Below are 16814 nucleotides of genomic sequence, written 5' to 3'. Positions count from 1 at the left end.
CTCCTTCCGACCCCACGGCCGAAAGCCGACGACCGAGATGACCGACGACCTCCTCCTCGATGCCTCCGACGCCGCCCGTGCCGATCGCGCGGCGACGCGCGTCGTGGTGGCCATGTCGGGCGGGGTGGATTCGTCTGTGGTGGCGGCCCTTTTGGCCCGCGCCGGCTATGACGTGGTGGGCGTCACCCTCCAGCTCTACGACCATGGCGAGGCGGCGCACCGGCCCGGCTCGTGCTGCGCGGGGCAGGACATCTATGACGCCAGCGAAGTCGCGCGCACGCTGGGCATCCCCCATTATGTGCTCGATTACGAAAGCCGCTTCCGCGAGGAGGTGATCGACCGCTTCGCCGCGAGCTATGCGGCCGGCGTCACGCCCATTCCCTGCGTGGACTGCAACCGCACCGTCAAGTTCCGCGACCTGCTCGCCACCGCCGAGGAACTGGGCGCGCGCTATCTCGCCACCGGCCATTACGTGGCGAGCCGCGCGCTGCCTGGCGGCGGGCGCGGCCTGTTCCGCGCGGCGGAGGAGGCGCGGGACCAGTCCTATTTCCTCTATGCCACCACCGCCGCCCAGCTCGACAAGCTGCGCTTCCCCCTCGGCGAGATGCAGAAGGCGGACGTGCGGGCGCTCGCGGCCGAGTTCGGCCTGCCGGTGGCGGAGAAGCCCGACAGCCAGGACATCTGCTTCGTGCCCGGCGGCGATTATGCCGAGGTGGTGCAGCGCCTGCGGCCCGAAGCGGGCGAGGCGGGCGACATCGTGCACCTGGATGGCCGGGTGCTGGGCCGCCACAAAGGCGTGCTCCATTACACCATCGGCCAGCGCAAGGGCCTCGGCATCGCCACCCCTGAGCCGCTCTATGTGATCTCCATCGACGCCTCGCGGCGCGAGGTGCGGGTCGGCCCGCGCGAGGCGCTGGCGGTGCGGGCCATCTCCATGGCCGACGTGAACTGGCTGGGGGACATCCCCTTCGCCGCGGCGCTGGATGCCGAGGCTGAAGTTCATGTGAAGGTGCGGTCCACCCGTCCCCCGGTACCGGCGCGCCTCGGCCGCACGGCGGATGGCACCCCGGCCGTGCATCTCGCGCTCGGCGAGGAAGGCGTTGCGCCGGGGCAGGCCTGCGTGCTCTACGATGCCCCCGGCGCCGGTGCCCGCCTTCTGGGCGGCGGCACCATCGTGAAGGCGGAGCGGGTGGCGAAGGCGGTCGCAGAGGTCGCCTGAGGACGGGTTGCCCTCGGGACTTGGGGCGGGAGAGACGGCACAATGGCGGTTCAGTACGATCTCGAAGGCCAGAAGAAGGCCTATGCCAAGTGGGCGCCCATCTACGACAAGGTCTATGTGAAGCTGCTGGCGGACGCCCAGCGCAAGACCTCCGCCGCCGCCGCCGCCTGTGGTCCCGACATTCTGGAAGTGGGCGTCGGCACCGGGCTGGTGCTGCCCTATTACCCCGCCGGCTGCCGCGTCACCGGCATCGACCTGTCCTTCCACATGCTGCAGAAGGCGGTGGAGAAGAAGGTGGAGCGGGGCCTGAAGCAGGTGGGCCTGCTCTGCGCCATGGACGCCTGCAAGCTCGGCTTCGCCGACCACAGCTTCGACGCCGTCACCGTGCCTTTCGTCATCACGCTGGTGCCCGACCCCGAGGGCGCGCTGGACGAGATGTACCGCGTGCTGCGGCCGGGCGGCGAGATCGTCATCGCCTCCAAGCTGGGTGCCGATGAAGGCGCGACCATGCATGTGGAGGCGGCCCTCGCCCCGCTGGTGAAGAAGATCGGCTGGAGCATCGCCTTCAAGGCCAGCCGCCTGCGCAACTGGGCGGCCAAGTATCCCGACATGGAAGTGGTGAGCATCGCCCCCGTCTTCCCGGTGGGCTTCTTCAAGATGGTGCGCATCAAGAAGAAGGCGGCCTGAGCCTTTCGGCCGCAAGTTCTGCCCACAAGCCTTCTGTTCACAGGGCGCGCGGGGATTCTTGACACCCGCGTGGCCCCGCCTCTATATGCGCGTCTCCTGACGCAACTTGCGTCGGATGTGTTGTGGCAGCGTAGCTCAGTCGGTGAGAGCGCCGGATTCATAACCCGGAGGTCGGTGGTTCAAATCCACCCGCTGCTACCATCCACCCCCTGCCTCCAAATTCTCTTCACGGCGCGACTTCATCGAGAAACGCGCGCACCGCCGCGCGCGTCTGCGCGGCCCGCCCCACCAGCAGATGGCCGCCGGTGTCGTAGGCGATGAGCCGCGCGCCGGGGATGCGCGCCGCCGCCACCTCCGCCGCCGGCAACGTGTTGAAGAGATCATCCCGCGCCGAGACGATGAGGGTGGGCGCGGTGATGCGCTCCAGCGGCAGCACCGGGTGCGGGCAGGCGCTGTCGAGCCGGATGCCGGCCGCCCGCTCGGACACCGGCGCGATGGCGGCGGCGATCTTCAGTACCCGTGCCCGCTCACTCTCCCCCGCCTCCTTCAGGAGCGCCGGCCGCACGCCCACGAAGCGGATCACCATCGAGGGGCCGAGGGCGCCGATGAGCCACCAGAAGAAATCGCCCCCGGCCTTCACGATGGCGAAGGCGAGCCGACTGCCACCGGTGGGGTCTGTCGCCACCGGGCTGTGCGGGGCGTCAAGCGCGGGCACCAGCAGCACCAAAGCGCGGACCTTCTCGGGATGGCGCACGGCTAGCGCCGCAGCCGAGCGCGCGCCGGCGGACAGGCCCATCACGATCACCTTGTCGAGACCGAGATGGTCGAGCAGGGCAGCATGGGCATCTGCCTGCGCTGCGACGCCGCCGTCCGGCGCATCCACCGCTGCGGCGGGCGTGCCGGTGCGCAGATAGCCGAAGCGCGAGGGCGAGATGAGGCGGAAGCCGCCGCCCATCAGTTCGTCGGCGAAGAACAGGCCATGGTCGAACCCGCCGCCCGCGCCATGGACGGAGAGCAGCACCGGCCCCGCGCCCCGGTCGGCATACTCCACGGCGCCGATTGGTAGTGCAGCCACTTGGCTCCCGGAGGCGACGCGCGCGAGCGCCTGCCGGTGGAACACTCTGAACCTGCGGGCGACCACCACGACCAGCGCCAGCACGGCCGCGCCGGCGATAAGCGCAAAGATCAGGTCCATGAAGTCCCCCGCGGCTCCGGCCCGGCGACCGCCGGCCCGGTTGGCCGCGCGCGGACGCTTCCGCTATAGGTAGCCCGGCGCAGCCGCAGGGTCACGGCGCGCGAGGAGGGGCCATGACATTCACGCAAGCCGTTCGCAGCTGCCTCAGCCAATATGCCGGCTTTCAGGGACGGGCGCCCCGCAGCGAATTCTGGTGGTTCTGGGTATTCACCCTGCTGATGGAGATCGCGGCCTTCGTCATCGGCACCATGCTGCTCGCCGGGTCCATCACCGCGACGCAGGTCAGCGGTGGCCAGATCGATGCGTGGTATTTCTTTGCCGGCCCCAACTGGCTTTCGACCGTCGTCCACCTCGGCCTGATCCTGCCCTCGCTGGCGGTGGCCGTGCGGCGGCTGCACGATATCGGCCGCACCGGCTGGTGGTTCCTGATCCTGTTCGTCCCGTTCGGCTTCTTCGTGCTGCTGTTCTGGTGGGTGCAGCCCTCCCAGCGCGAGCCCAATGTCTACGGGCCGCCGCTGCTGCCGGTGCGGTAGGTCTCTGGCCAAATAAAAAGGCCCGCGCGCATCCTGCGGCGGGCCTTTTTCATGTCTGTGCGTCGATCGCTCGGGCTCAAGTCTCGTCCGCTCGCGTGCGGATCCACTCGATGATGCCGGAGAAATCCTTGCCCTCGTTCCCCTCCGCCGCGAAGGCGGTGTAGAGGGCGGTCGCCGCGGCGCCCAGCGCGGTGGCGGCGCCGGCCGTCTCGGCGGCTTCCTGCGAGAGCTTCAGGTCCTTCAGCATCAGCGCGGCGGCAAAGCCCGGCACATAGTTGCGATTGGCGGGGCTGGTCGGCACCGGGCCGGGCACGGGGCAATAGGTGTTGATGGACCAGCACTGACCGGAAGATGTGGAGGCCACGTCGAACAGCGCCTGATGGGAGAGGCCCAGCTTCTCGGCCAGCACGAAGGCTTCCGAGGCCGCGATCATCGAGATGCCGAGGATCATGTTGTTGCAGATCTTCGCCGCCTGGCCCGCGCCGGCGCCGCCGCAATGGACGATCTTCTTACCCATCAGCTCCAGGATGGGCTTTGCCGCCGCGAACGCCTCGTCCGTGCCGCCCACCATGAAGGTCAGCGTGCCCGCCTCCGCCCCGCCGACACCGCCGGAGACGGGGGCATCCACGCTCGCGTGACTCGCCGCCTTGGCCGCCTCGTGGAAGGCGCGGGCGGAGGCGACGTCGATGGTGGAGCTGTCGATGAACAGCGTGCCAGGCCGAGCCGCCGCGAACAGGCCGTCCGCGCCGGTGGTGGCGCCCACCACATGCTTGCCGGAGGGCAGCATGGTGACGACCGCATCGGCGGACGCCACCGCCGCTTTGGCGCTGTCGGCGATGGCGACGCCCTTGGCCTTCGCCGCCTCCAGCGCGGCGGGCACGAGGTCGAAGCCGGTGACAGTGTGGCCGGCTTTCACGAGGTTGGCGGCCATGGGCCCGCCCATGTTGCCGAGGCCGATGAATGCGATGGTGGCCATGATGGTTTCCTCCCGAATTGGGTGCCGCCGGTGCAGCTATCGATGGTTTTCGCCGCCGTCATGGCCGGGCTTGTCCCGGCCATCCACGTCGTTCCGCCTGCACGACCGCAGACGGGGCGCCCGGCCTCTCCACGTGGATGCCCGGGACAAGCCCGGGCATGACGCTGCGAGAGAGACGCCGCGCGTGAGACGCGCCCCTCAGTTCCCCTGCGCGATCAGCGCGCGGGCGACGATGAGGCGCATGATCTCGTTGGTGCCCTCGAGGATCTGGTGGACCCTGAGGTCGCGCACGATCTTCTCGATGCCGTAGTCGGCGAGGTAGCCGTAGCCGCCGTGCATCTGCAGGGCGTCGTTGGCCACCTCGAAGCCGCGATCGGTGGCGATGCGCTTGGCCATGGCGCAGAGCTGCGTCGCGTCCGGCGCCTTGGCATCCAGCGCGGACGCTGCGCGCCAGAGGAAGGTCCGGGCGCACTCCAGCTCGGTGGCCATGTCGGCGAGGCGGAATTGCAACGCCTGGAATTCGTCGAGGCGCTTTCCGAACGCCTTGCGCTCGCGCATGTAGGACAGCGCCTTCTCCAGCGCCGCCTGCGCTCCGCCCAGCGAGCAGGCGCCGATGTTCAGCCGGCCGCCGTCGAGCCCGGCCATGGCGATCCTGAAGCCCTCGCCCTCTTCGCCCAGCCGGTTCTCCACCGGCACCTTGACGCCCTCGAAGGTGACGGTGCGGGTGGGTTGCACGTTCCAGCCCATCTTGCGCTCATTGGCGCCGAAGGAGAGGCCCGGCGCGCCGGCCTCGATGACGAGGGTGGAGATGCCCTTCGGCCCGTCGCCGCCGGTGCGCACCATCACCACATAGATGTCGGCGGAGCCGGCGCCGGAGATGAACTGTTTCTGGCCGTCGACGATGTAGTGGTCGCCGTTCTTGACCGCCTTCGTCTTCAGCGCCGCCGCGTCCGATCCCGCGCCGGGCTCGGTGAGGCAATAGGAGGCGAAGTGCTCCATGCTGGCGAGGCGCGGCACCCACTTCCTGCGCTGGGCGTCGTCGCCGAAGCGGTCGATCATCCAGGTCGACATGTTGTGGATGGAGAGATAGGCCGAGGTGCCGGGGCAGCCGGTGGCGAGCTGCTCGAAGATCAGCGCCGCATCGAGGCGGGTGAGGCCGGAGCCGCCCACATCCTCCCGCACATAGATGCCGCCCATGCCGAGCGCGGCGGCAGCGCGCAACTGCTCGACGGGGAAGTGCTTCTTCTCGTCCCACTCCACGGCATAGGGCGCGATCTGCTCATTGGCGAAATCGCGCGCCATGTCCCGGATGGCGATCTGGTCCTCGGAGAGCGTGAACATGTAGGGGGGCGCCTTCGTGCGAGCCATCCAGTGCCCGCCGAGATATGCGCCCGACGGACCCGCCGATGCCAGAGCCGCCCCGCCCTGAGGACGGAGCGGCCGATCCGGCGTCAGCCCATGGTGGGGATCACGAAGTCCGCGCCGTCCTTGATGCCCGAGGGCCAGCGGGAGGTCACGGTCTTGGTCTTGGTGTAGAAGCGCACGCCGTCGGGGCCATGCTGGTTCAGGTCGCCGAAGCCGGAGCGCTTCCAGCCGCCGAAGGTGTGGTAGGCGAGCGGCACCGGGATCGGCACGTTGATGCCCACCATGCCCACGTTCACCTTGGAGGCGAAGTCGCGGGCGGCATCGCCGTCGCGGGTGAAGATGGCGACGCCGTTGCCGTATTCGTGCTCGGTGGGAAGGCGCAGGGCCTCCTTGTAGTCCGGCGCGCGCACCACGGACAGGACGGGGCCGAAGATCTCTTCCTTGTAGATGCGCATGTCGGCGGTCACATGGTCGAACAGGCAGCCGCCCATGTAGAAGCCGTTCTCATAGCCCTGCATCTTGAAGCCGCGGCCATCCACCAGCAGCTTCGCGCCTTCCTGAACGCCGAGGTCCACATAGCCGCGCACGCGCTCCAGCGCCTCGCGGGTGACGAGGGGGCCGAAGTCGGCGGAGCCGTCGGTGGACGGGCCGATCTTCAGGTTCTCTACACGGGGAACGAGCTTCTCCAGCAGCTTGTCGGCCGCCTCGGGGCCCACCGGAACCGCCACGGAGATGGCCATGCAGCGCTCGCCGGCGGAGCCGTAGCCGGCGCCGATGAGGGCGTCCACAGCCTGGTCCATGTCCGCGTCGGGCATGATGATCATGTGGTTCTTGGCGCCGCCGAAGCCCTGGATGCGCTTCCCGTTGGCCGCGCCGCGGGCATAGATGTACTGGGCGATATTGGACGAGCCGACGAAGCCGATGGCGTGGACATCGGGATGGTCGAGAAGGCCGTCCACGGCCTCCTTGTCGCCGTTCACCACGTTGAGGATGCCGGGGGGCAGGCCGGCTTCCAGCATCAGCTCGGCGAGGTGCATGGGTACGCCGGGATCGCGCTCGGACGGCTTCAGGATGAAGGCGTTGCCGCAGGCGATGGCCGGGCCGAACTTCCACATGGGGATCATGGCCGGGAAGTTGAACGGGGTGATGCCGGCCACCACGCCCAGCGGCTGGCGCATGGAATAGATGTCGATGCCCGGGCCGGCGCTGTCGGAGAAATCGCCCTTCATCAGGTGCGGGATGCCGATGGCGAACTCGATCACCTCCAGGCCGCGCTGGATGTCGCCGCGGGCGTCGGGAACGGTCTTGCCGTGCTCGCGGGCGAGCAGGTCCGCCAGCATGTCGTAGTCGCGGTGCACCAGCTCCAGGAACTTCATCAGCACGCGGGCGCGGCGCTGGGGATTGGTGGCGGCCCAGGCGGGCTGCGCGGCCTTGGCGTTGGCGACGGCGGCGTTCAGCTCGTCCTTGGAGGCGAGGGCCACGTGGCCGACCACATCGCCCGTCATGGGCTGGTAGACGTCGGCGAAGCGCCCGGACGTGCCGGCAACGTGCTTGCCGCCGATGAAATGGCCAATCTCGCGCATGATGCGGTTCCTTCTTGGGAAAAACGTTTCCAGACGAGGGACGCCGTTTTGAGACGACGTTCGTTGGCCGGCACACTGCCCTATCTTTTTGTGCACAGCTACGGCAATCTCCGCACCATTGATGTGCGCCCTTTCACAGTCCTGAGAGCCATGCCCGGCGGCGATTTCGAGTGGTCCGACCTCACCTTCTTCCTCGCGGTGGCGCGGGCCGGGCGGCTCACGGTGGCGGCGGCGCGGCTGAAGGTGGAGCACTCCACCGTGAGCCGGCGCATCGCCGCGCTGGAGACGGCGCTGGGGGCGAAGCTGTTCGACCGGCGCCCCCATGGCTATGCGCTGACCGCCGCCGGGGATCGCCTGCTCGCCGCCGCCGAAGGCATGGAGACGCTGGCGCTTTCCGCGCAGGGCGAGATCGCCGGATCGGACCTCGGCGTCTCCGGCACGGTGCGGATCGGGGCGCCGGATGGCTTCGGCACCTTCTTCCTCGCCCCGCGCATCGGGGCGCTTTCGGATCTGCACCCGGAGCTGGACATCCAGCTCCTCGCCATGCCGCGCCTGTTCTCCCTGTCGAAGCGCGAGGCGGACATCGCCATCTCGCTCTCGCGGCCGAAGGAGGGGCGGCTCCATGCGAGAAAGCTCACGGACTACCGGCTCGGCCTCTATGCCGCCCGCGCCTATCTGGAGAAGCATGGCGCCATCGAGAGCCGCGCCGCGCTCCAGCGCCACCGTTTCATCGGCTATGTGGACGATCTGATCTATGCGCCCGAGCTGGATTACGTGCCGCTAGTGGCCAAGGACCTCAGGGTACGGCTGAAAAGCTCCAGCCTCGTCGCCCAGATGACGGCGACCCGCGCGGGCGCCGGCGTGTGCGTGCTGCCCTGCTTCATGGCCGACCTGTTCGCGGGCGAGGGGCCGGAAGGGCTGGTGCCCATCCTGCCCACGGAGGTGGGCCTCACGCGCACCTTCTGGCTCCTCACCCACGCCGACACGCGCGACCTCGCCCGCATTCGCGTGGCCGCCGACTTCATCGCCGAGGCGGCGCAGAAGGGCAGGGGCGTGCTGATGCCGGGGTGAGGCGCCCTACTTCAGGCGCCAGTATTGGTCGGACGGCCCTCCGGCCACCTCGCACGGCGCGAGCTGGAGGGGCGCGCCGTTGGCGGTGGCTGGGGTGCCGCGCACATCGAGACACAGGCCGGACAGCTTGTGGCGGATCAGACCCTCTTTGGTGAACTGCCACTGCTGGTCGGTGGTCGAGCCATTGGGGTTCCGCCCCGACATCTCGCAATCATAAAGGATCAGCGCCGTGCCGGCCTTGATGCCGGGGGCGCCGGGCACGTCGATGCACTTGCCGGAGAGGGCGTTGCGGATGAAGCCCTGGGGCAGAACTTCCCACATCTGGTCGGTGGGCGACCCGTTGGGGTTCAGCGCGGAGAACTCGCAGGTATAAAGGATCAGCGGGGAGCCGTTCTTGACGCCGGGCGCACCCGAGACATCGATGCACTTGCCCGAGAGCTGGTTGACGATGAACCTGCCCTGCGCGCTTGCCTCGCCCGCGCAGAAAATCCCCGCCGTCGACAGAGCGGCGGCGAACAGCCAGTTTCCGAACTTCATGAAATCCCCCATCCCGGCCGTGAAGCCCGACCCTTGTTCCCCGTCGAGCCTGACCGTAACGTCATTCTCACAGCAGGGGGCGGGCGGGCGCAATATGCTCCGCACCTTGACTGGCTCCCCCTCTCCCCCTATACGAGCCGCTTCCCGATAGAGCGGGTGAGTGCACGCGGGTCTTCTGGCCCCGACGCGTTCCCCGCGCCATACGAAGAAAAAAGGACTTTCGCCATGTCCCGGCGGTGTGACCTGACCGGCAAGGGGGTTCAGAGCGGCAACCTCGTGAGCCACTCGAACCGCAAGACCAAGCGCCGGTTCCTGCCGAACCTGTGCAACGTGACGCTGGAGAGCGAGACGCTGAAGCGTTCCGTGCGCCTGCGCGTCAGCGCCAATGCGCTGAAGAGCGTGGACCACCGCGGTGGTCTCGACGCCTTCCTCGCCAAGGCCCGCGACGAGGAGCTGTCTCCCGTCGCCCTCGACCTCAAGCGCCAGATCGCCAAGGCCGTCGCGGCCGCTGCCGCGGCCTGAGCTTTCGGCTTTCCGAGACGTTTTGAACCGCGGACGGCAACGTCCGCGGTTTTTCGTCGTGGATGCATTCCTCAGCGAAGGGGCGTGCCGCCGCCCGCGCTGCGCCCGGCCACCGCCCAATAGGCAAGGCCGCCGCCGGCACCGGCGATGAGGAGGTCCATCGTCACCCGCCCCAGCAGCGGATCGCCGAGAGAATCGGTGACGAGGGAGAAGCCCAGCCAGCCTGCCGCGGCCCAGATCGCGCCCGCCGCCACATGGGCCAGCGGGTGACGCAGGCTTTTCCGCTCCGAGATGGCCATCCACACCAACGCCGGCGCAAGTCCGCACACGGCCGCCAGCAGGTAGGCGAAGCCGGCGGACGCGATCGCCACGCCATAATACAGCGCCAGCCCCTCGGACGCGCCGGGCGCGGGCGCCACGCGGTCCATGGCGGCGCCCACGAGCGGCAGCAGGCTTACGGTGACGAGGACGGACGCGAGATAGGCCAACGCCAGACGACCCGTGCGCCGGGCGGCACCGGGGGCGTCGGCGGCGGGGCTCATCTGGGGGGCGACTCAGGGGACGGCGGCGACAGGTCCGGCCGGTGCGGCGGCGGGGGCAGGGCGCCGGCCCGCTCGGCGGGGGAGCGCAGGATGGGCTTGAAGAAGCCCGCCGTGGAGCCCGCCACCAGCCAATAGGCGAGCCCGCCGGCAAGGCCAGCCGCCACCACGTAGAAGGGATCGCCCGCCACCGCCGGTGCGCCATCGCTGGGCGAGAAGAGCTGGGCGCCGATCCAGGCCGAGACCACGCCGTTGGCCACGTGGAACATCCACGAGCGGATGGCGAAGGCCTCCGAGAACAGGATGCCCACCGCCGCCACCAGCCACATGAGCATCAGCAGCAGGAACAGCACCACCACCGTGGTGACGATGGCGATGATGATGCCCCACGCCCGTACATTGGGATCGTCGGCGCTGAACAGCGTACCGATGCGCCATTCGCCTATGAGGATCACGCACGCCCCGGCGATCACCGACGCGAAATAGCCGAGCGGTACCAGAACGAAGCGCAGCAGCAGGCGGACGAGGTTGTCCATGGGCTCAGGCGGTCTCGGGCATGTGGCAGACGGCTTCCACGTTGAGCCCGTCCGGGTCGAACACGAAAGCCCCGTAATAATTGGGATGATAGTGCGGCCGCAGGCCCGGCGCGCCATTGTCCCGCGCACCGGCGGCCATGGCGGCGGCGTAGAAGGCGTCCACTACCGCGCGGTCTTTCGCTGCGAAGGCCAGATGCAGGTGCCCGGTGGCGACCGGCGCATCGCCGATCCAGAAGTCCGGCTTGCCGGAGCCGATCACGCCGAAGCCAATATAGGTATGCCCGCCCGGCGGGCTCGCCTCCATGAGGATGCCGTAGCCGAGGGGGGCGAGCGCCGCGAGGTAGAAGGCGCGGGAGCGCGACACGTCGCGCACCGAGATCCCCACATGGTCGAGCATGGCACGCGTCTCCGGAAAGGGGTGGGGGCTAATCCTCTGCCTGGGCCATCATGGCGCGATAGGCAAGGCGCTCGCGGGCGGTGAGCTTCTCGCTCTCGCTCTTGAGCTGGCCGCAGGCGGCGAGGATGTCGCGTCCGCGCGGCGTGCGCACCGGGCTCGCATAGCCGGCGCGGAATACGATGTCCGAGAAGCGCTCGATGGTCTCCCAGTCCGAGCACTCATATTGCGTGCCGGGCCAGGGATTGAACGGGATGAGGTTGATCTTGGCCGGAACGCCTTCCAGCAGCTTCACCAGCGCGCGGGCGTCGGCGGGCGAGTCGTTCACGCCCTTCAGCATCACGTACTCGAAGGTGATGCGCTTGGCGTTGGAGGCGGCCGGATAGGTCCGGCAGGCCTCCATCAGCTCCCTGATGGGGTATTTCTTGTTGATGGGCACCAGCACGTCGCGCAGATCGTCGCGCACCGCGTGCAGCGAGATGGCGAGCATGGGGCCGACTTCGGAGCCCAGCCGCTCGATCTCCGGCACCACGCCGGAGGTGGAGACGGTGATGCGCCGTTTGCCGAGGCCGAGGCCGTCGCCATCCGAAAGGGTCTCGATGGCTTCCTTCACGCTGTCATAGGCATAGAGCGGCTCGCCCATGCCCATGAAGACGATGTTGGTGACGAGCCGGTCGCCCTCGGTGGGCAGGCCGGGGCCGACGGCACGCTCGCGGCCGGGATAGTCGCCCAGCCGGTCGCGGGCCACCATCACCTGCGCCACGATCTCGGCGGCGGTGAGGTTGCGCACCAGGCGCTGGGTGCCGGTGTGGCAGAAGGAGCAGTTCAGCGTGCAGCCCACCTGCGAAGAGACGCACAGGGTGCCGCGGTCGCTCTCGGGGATGTAGACCGTCTCGATGTCATGGGGCCGCTCGCCGGGATGATCGGCCGGGAAGCGCAGCAGCCACTTGCGGGTGCCGTCCTGCGAGACCTGCTCGGCCACGATCTCGGGGCGGGCGAGGGTGTAGGCCTCTTCCAGCCGCGCGCGCAGGTGCTTGGAGACGTTGGTCATCTCCGAAAAGTCGAGGGCGCCGCGCAGGTAGATCCAGTGCCAGAGCTGGTTGACGCGCATGCGCCGTTCCGAGCCCTTCACGCCGATGGCGTCGAGCGCATCGCCCAGCTTGTCCCGGTCGAGGCCGACGAGGGACGCGCGGCCGGGCGCGACGTCGCCAGCGAGGGGCGGCACGTTGGTTTCAGGCGTGAGCGTGGCTTCAGGCATGGTTTCGGGCGTGGGCATCATCCGCCACACATAATCCCTCGCGGCCCACCTTTCCACGGGAAGAATGCGGGAGCCGTCCCGCGTCCGCCTCAGGGCTTGGTCGGGCCGGCCCCATCGCCCTCGGCAAGCAGCGCCTTCAGCCGGGCCTCTTCGGCCGCCGAAAGGCGCGGGGCCGGGGGCGCGGCGCTGCGGCGGCGCATGGCGAGGATGGCGCCGAGGCCGCCCAGCAGCAGCACAAGGATGGGCGCGCCCCACAAAAGCGCGTTGCGCCAGGACATGCGCGGGCGCAGTAGCACGAACTCGCCGTAGCGGGCCACCATGAAGTCCAGCACCTGGCTGTCGCTGTCGCCCGCCTTCAGCCGCTCGCGCACGATGATGCGCAGGTCTTTGGCCAGCGGGGCATCGGAATCGTCGATGGACTGGTTCTGGCAGACCATACAGCGCAGCTCCGCCGAAATGGTCCGCGCCCGGCTCTCCATCACCGGATCGCCCAGCACCTCGTCCGGCTGCACGGCGAAGGCCGGGGCGCCGAGGCAGGCGAGGAGCGCGAGAGCGGGGAGGAGCGGGCCCAAGTGCGCCTGGAAGTTCCGTGCCATACCCGTCTACTCCGCCGCCGTGGGGACGGCGCCGGGCGCAAGCCGCTTGCGCGCGTCGAGCACTTCCATGGCCACGATCCGCCCTTCGGCATCGAAATCAAGTACAATGCCGGGCGAGACTTCCTCGCTCTCCACGATGGCGCCCGTGGCAAAGCGGACGAACATGGCGTCCGTCTCTTTATCGTAGTCCACTTTCATGGCCGTCGCGCTCCGCGGTCGAAAAAGACGGTCACAACGAAGATGTCCGTCTCGTCGGTTCGATATACTACGCGCAGGATGCGGCCGCCGCGCTCGGCAATGGCGGCATAGGATCGCCGCAGCCTGGGATCGTTCGAATCCTCCACATCCCAGTCCGGGGCGGCGAGGGTTCGCTCGATCCACGCGGAGGCGATATCGCGCTCGCGCATGACCACCTCGGCATGCTGCGCGAGCCGTATGCGCGGTGCCACGGCCTACTCCGCCGGCGCCACGGCCTGCCGCTGCTTCTTCGCCGCCGGGCGTGGCGCGCCCACCCGCAGGCGCCGGTCGGCGAGGGAGAGCACGCCGCCCAGCGCCATCACCACCGCGCCGAGCCAGATCAGCGTCACGAACGGCTTGAAGGTGGCGCGGACGGAGACGTGGCCGTCGGCGGCTTCCTCGGCCATGCTCACATAGAGCTGGCTGAAGCCAAAGGTGCGCAGGCCCGCCTCGGTGGTCGCCATCTGCCGCGCGGCGAAGGTGCGGCGGGAGGCTTCGACGGTGCCTTCCGGGACGCCGCCGTCGCGGATGGAGAACACGGCGGTGCGGGCGCGGAAGTTCGGCCCGGTGCGGTTTTCCAGCCGGTCGAGGGTGAGGGTGCGCGAGCCGATGGTGATGGTGTCGCCCAGCTTCACCGCGGCGATCTTCTCAAGGCTCCACGAGGTCTCGCAGACAATGCCGAGCAGGCACACGCCCACGCCGAAATGGGCGATGGCCGTGCCATAGGCCGAGCGGGGCACGCCAGCGAGCCGGGCCAGAGCCACCTTCGCCCCCACGCGGCCGAGGCCGGCACGTTCGGCGAGGTCGGTCAGGGCGCCGAGCATGATGAAGGCGGCAAGGCCCACCGCCAGCGGCGCCAGAACCGGGCCGCCGGTGGTCGCGGCCGCCGTCACCACCGCCGCCACGATGGCGAGGCCGGCGGCGAGCATCAGCCGCTGCGCCGCGCCCAGGATGTCGCCCCGCTTCCAGGCCAGCAGCGGGCCGAACGGCATGGCGAAGATGAGGGGCAGCATCAGTCCGCCGAATACCAGATTGAAGTAGGGCGGGCCGACCGTGATCTTGGCGCCGGTGAAGGCTTCAAGCGCCAGCGGATAGAGCGTTCCCACCAGCACCGCGGCCGCTGCCGCGGTGAGGAACAGGTTGTTGAACACCAGCGCCCCCTCCCGCGAGATGGGCGCGAACAGGCCGCCCTGCTTCAGCTCCGAGGCGCGGAAGGCGAACAGCGCGAGCCCGCCTGCGATGAAGAAGGTGAGGATGCCGAGGATGAACACGCCGCGCGCCGGATCGGTGGCGAAGGCGTGCACCGAGGTCAGCACCCCCGAGCGCACCAGGAAGGTGCCCACCAGCGACAGCGAGAAGGCGAGGATGGCGAGGAGGATGGTCCACACCTTCAGCGCGTCGCGCTTCTCCATCACCACGGCGGAGTGCAGCAGCGCGGTCGCGGCGAGCCACGGCATGAGGGAGGCGTTTTCCACCGGGTCCCAGAACCACCAGCCGCCCCAGCCCAGCTCGTAATAGGCCCAGTAGGAGCCGACCGCGATGCCCAGCGTGAGGAACACCCAGGCCGCCAGCGTCCACGGACGCACCCAGCGCGCCCAGGCGGCGTCGATCCGCCCCTCGATCAGCGCCGCGATGGCGAAGGAGAAGGAGATGGAGAGCCCCACATAGCCGAGATAGAGCAACGGCGGATGGATGGCGAGGCCGGGGTCCTGGAGGATGGGGTTGAGGCTGCGCCCCTCGGCCGGCGGCGGCACGATCCGCGCGAACGGGTTGGAGGTGAACAGGATGAAGGAGAGGAACGCCGACGCCACGGCGCCCTGCACCGACAGCACCAGCGCCTTGAGCCGGTCCGGCAGGTTGGCGCCGAACACCACCACCAGCGCGCCGAAGATGGCCAGCACGAAGACCCACAGCAGCATGGAACCTTCGTGATTCCCCCAGGTGGAGGTCACGCGGTAGATGAGCGGCATCTGGGAGTGGGAATTCTCCACCACGTTCACCACCGTGAAGTCGGAGGTGACGTAGAGCTGCACCAGCGCGCCGAACGCGAAGGCGACGAAGCCGAACAGCGCGAGGGCGATCGGCCCTGCCGACCCCATGAGAACCGCATCGCCCCGCGTCGCGCCCCAGCCGGGCAGGATCACCTGCGCGAGGGCGAGGGCGAAGGCGAGGGCGAGGGCGTATTGTCCGATCTCGGCGATCATGCCTCAGCTCCCGGGCTGGCGGGTGGAGGGGGAGGCGGCGCCCGGCGCGGGCGCGCCGTCCTTCCACAGACCCTGCTGCTTCAGCGCGTCGGCGACCTCGCGCGGCATGTATTTCTCGTCGTGCTTGGCAAGCACGCTGTCGGCCTTGAACTGGCCGTCCGGTTGCAGCGCACCTTCCGCCACCACGCCCTGACCCTCGCGGAACAGGTCCGGCAGGATGCCCTGATAGGCGACCTTCACCGCGGCGTTGCCGTCGGTGATGGAGAAGGTGGTGAGCGTGCCGGCCTTCACCACGCTGCCGGTCTCCACCAGCCCGCCGAGTCTGAGGCGAGCACCCGGCGTCACCTGCTTCTGCGCTACCTCGGTGGGGGTGCGGAAGAAGACGATGGTGTCGTTGAGCGCCGAGAGGATGAGGCCGGCGGCGAGTGCGAGCACGCCGAGCCCGGCGCCGATGAGGATCAGCCTGCGCTGCTTGCGCGTCATCCTTTTCCTCCTGTCGGCAGGGCCTTCTCCGCCGCGTCGAGACGGGCGAGGGCCGCCGGATCGTCCTTGAAGGCGGCGCGCGCCGTCTTGAGCGCGGCGTCCGCCTTGTCCTTGTCGCCGAGCACGCCGTAGGCGCGGATCAGCCGCTCCCAGCCGTCGATGTCGTTCGGCTCCTTGTCGAGCCGGGTGGCGAGACGGTCCACCATGCCACGTATCATGGCGTTCCGGTCCTGCGGCGACATTTGGGCGGCCGCATTGACATCGGCGGCACCGGGACCCGGTGTCGCAGGGGAGGCGGCTGCGGGCGGAGCCGTGCCGCCGACCCGGGCCAGCGCCTCCGCCACCACGGGCCGGTAGGGGGCCGAAGCCGGCGTGCGGGCAAGCAGCTCGCTCCAGATGCGCGCCGCATCCTGCGCGCGACCGTCCTGCTCGGCGGCGAGGCCGAGGAAATAGGCGGCGCGCGGCTCGTCCGGGTTCAGCGCGAGCGCGGCGGCGAAGGCCTTGGCGGCGTCTGCGGTGACGAGGCCGTCCGCCGCCACGACAAGCGCGTCGCCGCGTGCCGACAGGCGCTCGGCGGTGGGGCCGAGGATGCGGATGGCTTCGCCGTAGGCGCGGGCGGAATCCTCCGGCCGGCCAAGGCGCAGATAGATGGGGGCGAGGATCTCATAGCCCTGCCCGTCATTGGGGTTCTTCTGGAGGTGCTCCTCCACGCGGCGCACCAGGATCGCGACGTCGCTGCGATCCGGCGCCGCCGACAGGCGCTCGGCGAGGGGGGCGCCGGGGATTCCGGGCGAGCCCATGAAAGCATAGAGCGCGGCGGCACAGACCGGCACGAAGACCAGCGCCACGATGGCTGCCGCGCGCCGGCGTCGGCCGGCG

Annotated in this window: 20 protein-coding genes and 1 tRNA gene; 6 read left to right on the top strand and 15 right to left on the bottom strand. The window is 69.4% G+C overall.

Annotated features, from left to right (window positions below):
- Positions 1 to 37 precede the first annotated feature (37 nt).
- The 3 genes from mnmA (at position 38) to ACE3QW_RS12210 (ending at position 2107) form a co-directional block, all read left to right on the top strand.
- Positions 38 to 1219, top strand: coding sequence for a tRNA 2-thiouridine(34) synthase MnmA (gene mnmA / locus ACE3QW_RS12220; protein WP_038192966.1), 1182 nt, complete (start codon positions 38 to 40; stop codon positions 1217 to 1219).
- 42 nt (positions 1220 to 1261) lie between these two features.
- Complete coding sequence (locus ACE3QW_RS12215; RefSeq protein WP_029556835.1) at positions 1262 to 1906, top strand: class I SAM-dependent methyltransferase; 645 nt, start codon at positions 1262 to 1264, stop codon at positions 1904 to 1906.
- Positions 1907 to 2030: 124 nt separating this feature from the next.
- Positions 2031 to 2107: transfer RNA gene (locus ACE3QW_RS12210), tRNA-Met, on the top strand.
- A gap of 25 nt (positions 2108 to 2132) precedes the next feature.
- Here the strand turns inward: ACE3QW_RS12210 and ACE3QW_RS12205 are convergent.
- Positions 2133 to 3101: an alpha/beta fold hydrolase gene (locus ACE3QW_RS12205; RefSeq protein WP_374251685.1), complete on the bottom strand. Its 969-nt coding sequence runs from the start codon at positions 3099 to 3101 to the stop codon at positions 2133 to 2135.
- 113 nt (positions 3102 to 3214) lie between these two features.
- Here ACE3QW_RS12205 and ACE3QW_RS12200 point away from each other — a divergent pair, with 113 nt between their 5' ends.
- Complete coding sequence (locus tag ACE3QW_RS12200; protein ID WP_250165082.1) at positions 3215 to 3634, top strand: DUF805 domain-containing protein; 420 nt, start codon at positions 3215 to 3217, stop codon at positions 3632 to 3634.
- 76 nt (positions 3635 to 3710) lie between these two features.
- Here ACE3QW_RS12200 and mmsB read toward each other — a convergent pair whose 3' ends face one another.
- From mmsB to ACE3QW_RS12185, 3 genes are all read right to left on the bottom strand, one after another.
- Positions 3711 to 4610, bottom strand: a complete 900-nt coding sequence (gene mmsB / locus ACE3QW_RS12195; protein WP_374251684.1) for a 3-hydroxyisobutyrate dehydrogenase — start codon at positions 4608 to 4610, stop codon at positions 3711 to 3713.
- 198 nt (positions 4611 to 4808) lie between these two features.
- Positions 4809 to 5978, bottom strand: a complete 1170-nt coding sequence (locus ACE3QW_RS12190) for an isobutyryl-CoA dehydrogenase (protein WP_374251683.1) — start codon at positions 5976 to 5978, stop codon at positions 4809 to 4811.
- A gap of 83 nt (positions 5979 to 6061) precedes the next feature.
- Positions 6062 to 7558 (bottom strand): CoA-acylating methylmalonate-semialdehyde dehydrogenase, encoded by a 1497-nt coding sequence (locus ACE3QW_RS12185; RefSeq protein ID WP_250165085.1) that lies wholly within the window; start codon positions 7556 to 7558, stop codon positions 6062 to 6064.
- 150 nt (positions 7559 to 7708) lie between these two features.
- On the opposite strand from ACE3QW_RS12185, the gene ACE3QW_RS12180 reads away from it, so the two are divergent.
- Positions 7709 to 8629 (top strand): LysR family transcriptional regulator, encoded by a 921-nt coding sequence (locus ACE3QW_RS12180; protein ID WP_029556841.1) that lies wholly within the window; start codon positions 7709 to 7711, stop codon positions 8627 to 8629.
- Between the two features lie 6 nt (positions 8630 to 8635).
- Here the strand turns inward: ACE3QW_RS12180 and ACE3QW_RS12175 are convergent, their stop codons facing one another.
- Positions 8636 to 9166, bottom strand: coding sequence for an RICIN domain-containing protein (locus ACE3QW_RS12175; RefSeq protein ID WP_374251682.1), 531 nt, complete (start codon positions 9164 to 9166; stop codon positions 8636 to 8638).
- A 225-nt stretch (positions 9167 to 9391) separates the two neighbouring features.
- Here ACE3QW_RS12175 and rpmB point away from each other — a divergent pair, with 225 nt between their 5' ends.
- Positions 9392 to 9688: a 50S ribosomal protein L28 gene (gene rpmB, locus ACE3QW_RS12170; protein WP_024277232.1), complete on the top strand. Its 297-nt coding sequence runs from the start codon at positions 9392 to 9394 to the stop codon at positions 9686 to 9688.
- A gap of 71 nt (positions 9689 to 9759) precedes the next feature.
- Here rpmB and ACE3QW_RS12165 read toward each other — a convergent pair whose 3' ends face one another.
- The 10 genes from ACE3QW_RS12165 to ACE3QW_RS12120 form a co-directional block, all read right to left on the bottom strand.
- Positions 9760 to 10230 (bottom strand): hypothetical protein, encoded by a 471-nt coding sequence (locus tag ACE3QW_RS12165; RefSeq protein WP_374251681.1) that lies wholly within the window; start codon positions 10228 to 10230, stop codon positions 9760 to 9762.
- Positions 10227 to 10763: a hypothetical protein gene (locus ACE3QW_RS12160; protein ID WP_374251680.1), complete on the bottom strand. Its 537-nt coding sequence runs from the start codon at positions 10761 to 10763 to the stop codon at positions 10227 to 10229. Before ACE3QW_RS12160 ends, ACE3QW_RS12165 begins: the two co-directional genes overlap by 4 nt.
- 4 nt (positions 10764 to 10767) lie before the next feature.
- Entirely contained in the window at positions 10768 to 11160 is a 393-nt protein-coding gene (locus ACE3QW_RS12155; protein WP_250165090.1) for a VOC family protein, read from the bottom strand.
- A gap of 28 nt (positions 11161 to 11188) precedes the next feature.
- Positions 11189 to 12436: a 23S rRNA (adenine(2503)-C(2))-methyltransferase RlmN gene (rlmN, locus tag ACE3QW_RS12150; protein ID WP_374251679.1), complete on the bottom strand. Its 1248-nt coding sequence runs from the start codon at positions 12434 to 12436 to the stop codon at positions 11189 to 11191.
- Between the two features lie 68 nt (positions 12437 to 12504).
- On the bottom strand, positions 12505 to 13011 hold the full coding sequence (locus tag ACE3QW_RS12145) for a cytochrome c-type biogenesis protein CcmH (RefSeq protein ID WP_374251678.1): 507 nt from the start codon (positions 13009 to 13011) through the stop codon (positions 12505 to 12507).
- 6 nt (positions 13012 to 13017) lie between these two features.
- Positions 13018 to 13209: a DUF2283 domain-containing protein gene (locus tag ACE3QW_RS12140; RefSeq protein ID WP_374251677.1), complete on the bottom strand. Its 192-nt coding sequence runs from the start codon at positions 13207 to 13209 to the stop codon at positions 13018 to 13020.
- The gene (locus ACE3QW_RS12135; RefSeq protein WP_374251676.1) at positions 13206 to 13460 is read right to left on the bottom strand and encodes a DUF4258 domain-containing protein; all 255 of its coding nucleotides are present in this window, start codon (positions 13458 to 13460) and stop codon (positions 13206 to 13208) included. The genes ACE3QW_RS12140 and ACE3QW_RS12135 overlap by 4 nt, the downstream gene beginning before the upstream one ends.
- 3 nt (positions 13461 to 13463) lie before the next feature.
- Positions 13464 to 15452, bottom strand: a complete 1989-nt coding sequence (locus ACE3QW_RS12130) for a heme lyase CcmF/NrfE family subunit (protein WP_250165093.1) — start codon at positions 15450 to 15452, stop codon at positions 13464 to 13466.
- A 3-nt stretch (positions 15453 to 15455) separates the two neighbouring features.
- Entirely contained in the window at positions 15456 to 15935 is a 480-nt protein-coding gene (gene ccmE / locus ACE3QW_RS12125; RefSeq protein WP_029556851.1) for a cytochrome c maturation protein CcmE, read from the bottom strand.
- The coding region (locus ACE3QW_RS12120) for a tetratricopeptide repeat protein (protein WP_374251675.1) at positions 15932 to 16814 on the bottom strand (883 nt) is incomplete at its 5' end. The genes ccmE and ACE3QW_RS12120, both read right to left, overlap by 4 nt.

Source organism: Xanthobacter sp. (assembly GCF_041911315.1).
Taxonomy (GTDB): Bacteria; Pseudomonadota; Alphaproteobacteria; order Rhizobiales; family Xanthobacteraceae; genus Xanthobacter; species Xanthobacter aminoxidans.
The sequence above is the reverse complement of the archived record's forward strand: the minus strand, read 5'-3'. Positions and strand labels throughout refer to the sequence as shown.

Excerpts from the sequence above, each read along its gene's own strand:
- mnmA (WP_038192966.1), top strand. The coding sequence starts at position 38 with ATGACCGACGACCTCCTCCTCGATGCCTCCGACGCCGCCCGTGCCGAT.
- ACE3QW_RS12215 (WP_029556835.1), top strand. The coding sequence starts at position 1,262 with ATGGCGGTTCAGTACGATCTCGAAGGCCAGAAGAAGGCCTATGCCAAG.
- ACE3QW_RS12205 (WP_374251685.1), bottom strand. The coding sequence starts at position 3,101 with ATGGACCTGATCTTTGCGCTTATCGCCGGCGCGGCCGTGCTGGCGCTG.
- ACE3QW_RS12200 (WP_250165082.1), top strand. The coding sequence starts at position 3,215 with ATGACATTCACGCAAGCCGTTCGCAGCTGCCTCAGCCAATATGCCGGC.
- mmsB (WP_374251684.1), bottom strand. The coding sequence starts at position 4,610 with ATGGCCACCATCGCATTCATCGGCCTCGGCAACATGGGCGGGCCCATG.
- ACE3QW_RS12190 (WP_374251683.1), bottom strand. The coding sequence starts at position 5,978 with ATGGCTCGCACGAAGGCGCCCCCCTACATGTTCACGCTCTCCGAGGAC.
- ACE3QW_RS12185 (WP_250165085.1), bottom strand. The coding sequence starts at position 7,558 with ATGCGCGAGATTGGCCATTTCATCGGCGGCAAGCACGTTGCCGGCACG.
- ACE3QW_RS12180 (WP_029556841.1), top strand. The coding sequence starts at position 7,709 with ATGCCCGGCGGCGATTTCGAGTGGTCCGACCTCACCTTCTTCCTCGCG.
- ACE3QW_RS12175 (WP_374251682.1), bottom strand. The coding sequence starts at position 9,166 with ATGAAGTTCGGAAACTGGCTGTTCGCCGCCGCTCTGTCGACGGCGGGG.
- rpmB (WP_024277232.1), top strand. The coding sequence starts at position 9,392 with ATGTCCCGGCGGTGTGACCTGACCGGCAAGGGGGTTCAGAGCGGCAAC.
- ACE3QW_RS12165 (WP_374251681.1), bottom strand. The coding sequence starts at position 10,230 with ATGAGCCCCGCCGCCGACGCCCCCGGTGCCGCCCGGCGCACGGGTCGT.
- ACE3QW_RS12160 (WP_374251680.1), bottom strand. The coding sequence starts at position 10,763 with ATGGACAACCTCGTCCGCCTGCTGCTGCGCTTCGTTCTGGTACCGCTC.
- ACE3QW_RS12155 (WP_250165090.1), bottom strand. The coding sequence starts at position 11,160 with ATGCTCGACCATGTGGGGATCTCGGTGCGCGACGTGTCGCGCTCCCGC.
- rlmN (WP_374251679.1), bottom strand. The coding sequence starts at position 12,436 with ATGATGCCCACGCCCGAAACCATGCCTGAAGCCACGCTCACGCCTGAA.
- ACE3QW_RS12145 (WP_374251678.1), bottom strand. The coding sequence starts at position 13,011 with ATGGCACGGAACTTCCAGGCGCACTTGGGCCCGCTCCTCCCCGCTCTC.
- ACE3QW_RS12140 (WP_374251677.1), bottom strand. The coding sequence starts at position 13,209 with ATGAAAGTGGACTACGATAAAGAGACGGACGCCATGTTCGTCCGCTTT.
- ACE3QW_RS12130 (WP_250165093.1), bottom strand. The coding sequence starts at position 15,452 with ATGATCGCCGAGATCGGACAATACGCCCTCGCCCTCGCCTTCGCCCTC.
- ccmE (WP_029556851.1), bottom strand. The coding sequence starts at position 15,935 with ATGACGCGCAAGCAGCGCAGGCTGATCCTCATCGGCGCCGGGCTCGGC.